Annotated in this window: 2 protein-coding genes and 2 riboswitches; both genes read left to right on the forward strand. The window is 46.5% G+C overall.

All coding sequences use genetic code 11. The features are described from left to right. Positions 1-97: 97 nt before the first annotated feature. Positions 98-1465 (forward strand): hypothetical protein, encoded by a 1368-nt coding sequence (locus JW883_17265; protein ID MBN1844013.1) that lies wholly within the window; start codon positions 98-100, stop codon positions 1463-1465. Between the two features lie 485 nt (positions 1466-1950). Continuing rightward, a riboswitch (cyclic di-GMP riboswitch) is annotated at positions 1951-2025 on the forward strand. Positions 2026-2115: 90 nt separating this feature from the next. Further along, a riboswitch (cyclic di-GMP riboswitch) is annotated at positions 2116-2192 on the forward strand. A 146-nt stretch (positions 2193-2338) separates the two neighbouring features. Continuing rightward, positions 2339-2956, forward strand: a complete 618-nt coding sequence (locus JW883_17270; GenBank protein ID MBN1844014.1) for a PEP-CTERM sorting domain-containing protein — start codon at positions 2339-2341, stop codon at positions 2954-2956. Positions 2957-3454: the final 498 nt, after the last annotated feature.

The raw sequence follows: 3454 nt of genomic DNA on the forward strand, positions 1-3454 counted from the left end.
ATCGGGTCATGCGTCATGCCTCCCTCCTTCCCCCCGCTTGCGGGGGGATTGAGGGGGGAAGATCAAAAATTACCGAAGTATTGCTTACATGAAGACTATGAAATTGAATATTTTGCTTTTGTTAGGAAGTTTTTGTGCTCTGAGTTGGGGTGGACCAGCCTGCACGCAACCTTTAGAAACAATCACTGAACAGATCAAACCACAGGTCGTCCAGCTTCGAGAATTACCCTTTTTACAGGAGATTGAAACTATCTTTCAATCGCCGGAGGACCTCCAACGCGTTTTGCAAAGGGAAATTGAGCGCACGTATCCGGGCGAGGCGCTGTGCATTCTTGAAACCCGTTTGCTCAAATTCGGGTTTATCCTCAGCCCGATCAATCTCGAAAGACTCCTGACGCAGCTCTATTCTCAGCAAATTGCCGGATATTATGATCCGATTGAGAAAAAAATGGCCTTAGTTCAAGAGAGTGCGTCAGGCCCGCCCCCATCGCTGTTCCCATTGGAAATGATGACTCAACTGCTTATCCAGAGTATGGGACTTTCATTAGACAACATCTTACTGGCGCACGAACTGACGCATGTGTTACAGGACCAGCATTTCGATTTACTGTCATTACCGTTTGAAGATTTGCAGCAGGAAGACATGGCTTCTGCTGTTCGAGCATTGATTGAAGGGGATGCCACTCTGGTGATGATTGATTACATCCTTGATCAGCAGCAGGCCGGTCTTGACGCCACGCAGGTTCCTGACATTGCCGCATCCATGCAGCGTTGGGCAAACAGCCCATTAATGCGGGGTTTCGGACTCTTTCAAACCGTTCCACGCTATATCATGGATAATTTGTTGTTTTCCTATCTCCAGGGTTTTGAGTTTGTCTTGCGCTTGAAACAGCAGGGGCACTGGAAGACGATTAACCAGGCCTATACTGATTTGCCGGTCTCCACCGAACAGATTTTGCATCCTGAAAAATATTTCGAGGAACGCGATTGGCCGACAGTGATTGCATTGCCGGATTTTGCAGAAAAATATCCTGACTGGCGCCTGCTTGAACAGAATACCCTGGGAGAGTTTAATATTCACCTGCTGCTTGATGGTTTCCTGCCCAAAGAACAGGCGCGCCTTGCCGCTGCCGGATGGGACGGCGACCGCTTTGGCCTGTATAAACACAATGAAACCGGCAATCTGTTCTTAGCCTGGTACACGATCTGGGATACTGCTCAGGATGCCCGGGAATTTTTTGAAACTTATGCCGCCATGCTTGAAAAACGCTTTCCCGGGAATGCTGAACCTTGCATGATTGAGGATTCGGCTTCTGTTCTGACCTGGGTCACTGAAACGGGAACGGTGCGGCTTGAAGTTCACGACAATGACGTCCTTTTACTCGATGGCTTCCCTGTCCAATTCCAGGAAGATTTTGTGACAACCTTTTGGAAAAGCGTGAAAACTGATTTTCAGAGGGATTAATATTTTGTGGAAAACTGGAGTGTCAAAGCTCTGCTTTGACAGCGAAAGCAGAGCTTTCGCACTCCGTCTGGCTTGACAGCGAAAGCAGAAGCTCTCGCACTCCTGTTGGAAACGGGACGACGAACGATAACTCGATAAATAGCGAGTATTGGGGGTGTCGATTTTCTTTACAGTTTAACATGCCTGAAAAGCTCGTGATAATAGACATGTTGAGGTTATCGAAAAATAGTGTAAAATTTTTCGACACTTGTCTGAAAGTCAATAAATCTAATTAAATCAACAAATTATAAGACATTGTAAAATAGGGGTGTCGAAATTTTTGACACTTTTAGACGAGAATTGCCTCTGGAGGTTGAACTTTTTTAAGGTGTACACTAAAAAAAGAAAAAATATTTCCTTAGTCATTCGGGCAGAGTTCAGACGTTTAAAAAAAATAGTGATAAAAAACGTTCGTTTGGCATGAGCTATGCATTACATAAAAGCGTAACAGATAAAGCTAAACCCATCGTGAGGTGGGGGCGGAAAGCTGCGGGTCTCATGGAGACAGCCGGGTTGCCTGAGAAGGGTACCCGGCTTTTTTTGTGGATAAGCAAGAAAAGACCGGGGGGCTTCAAGAGGGTGCGTTCTTTCTATATCAACAACATGTTTTCATTAGACAAAGCCAAACCTGTCGCGAGGCAGGGACGGAAAGCCGCGGATCTCATGGTGAGATAGCCGGGTTGCCTCAATAACAATGAGGTACAAGGTATGAAAAAGATTAGTGTATTAACCGTTGTGTTCATGATGCTGGCATCTACAGTGTATGCGTTGTCATATAGTGTCGAGTATGAGGATGGTCCGGCCGCTTATAATGCCGCAGAAGTCGTTGACTATATGGTTGATGGGTCAGAAATGGCCGGGATGAAGGTGACTGCAACGTATTTAGTTGGGACTGAAGTAGCGACCTGGGAGGCTACGATTGATGATGCCGGCCATGCAGTTGGAAGTTATGTCGATCCCATTTTTGGCATCACGTGGAGAGAATTTGAGCTTTCGTTAGACGGCGATTCATTTTCTATGAATTGGGAGCTTGAAAATTCAGGGACTGTGGCAAGTTATCTTACGTCTCTGAAAATAGAAGCTTTGCCGGGGAATGTAGTGTTTGATGTGGATGGAGAACATCGAGAAGATCCTCCAAGTACGCCCGGTTCAATGTATGGCCTTGAATTTGCTCTTACAGGAGCTATAGACGGATATGATGGAGAGGTAACAGCTACTTATAGCGACCAGGTAGCCTTAAATGGAACAGTATATGGCGATTTGTATGGCACATTGACTTTGGGGTTTGACCCTGGATTGTTTGGTGTTCTTTCACCTTGGTCGTCTTTTTCGCAAGGAATCACATTTAAAGCAGATACCGACATCGTGGTGCCGGTGCCTGAACCTGGCACACTGTTACTGCTTGGCCTGGGCGTTTTGGGATTACTCGGCTACGCCAAAAAACGCAAATAGCGCGGCTTGAGACGTTTGCACAAAAAAGGCAGTTCCTGCGGGAACTGCCTTTTTTATTTCGAAGGAACTATTTACCAGGCTTTTTGGCCGTAGGCGATCCAGTACTGTAGAAATGATGAGTACCCCCGTTTTCTGCGTTCGCCGCAGGTGATCGACAGACACCCGTACAACCGCTGTACGATAAGATGGATGGCAGCGTTATCCATTGCCGCAATACTTGAAATACTATTGTAGTGGTTAATGCGTTCCCTGAGCGAAGTCGAAGGGAACAGTGAGCGGCTCGTTTCGATTTCGCTCAACGAGCGGGCGGTTGTCGAGCGAAGTCGAGACACGAATGACTTAGGATGTTTATAGTTATGTTTCCAAAATAGGTAGCTATTACTACTGTTTTGTCAAGATTTGACTGACGGGTTCGTACCTCGGACATCCTTGTCCGAATGCCTGACCGGACAGGGATGTCCGGGGTACAATCAACCCGTCAACTAAAGCTTGACAAAA

The organism is Deltaproteobacteria bacterium, from assembly GCA_016930875.1.
Lineage (GTDB): Bacteria > Desulfobacterota > Desulfobacteria > Desulfobacterales.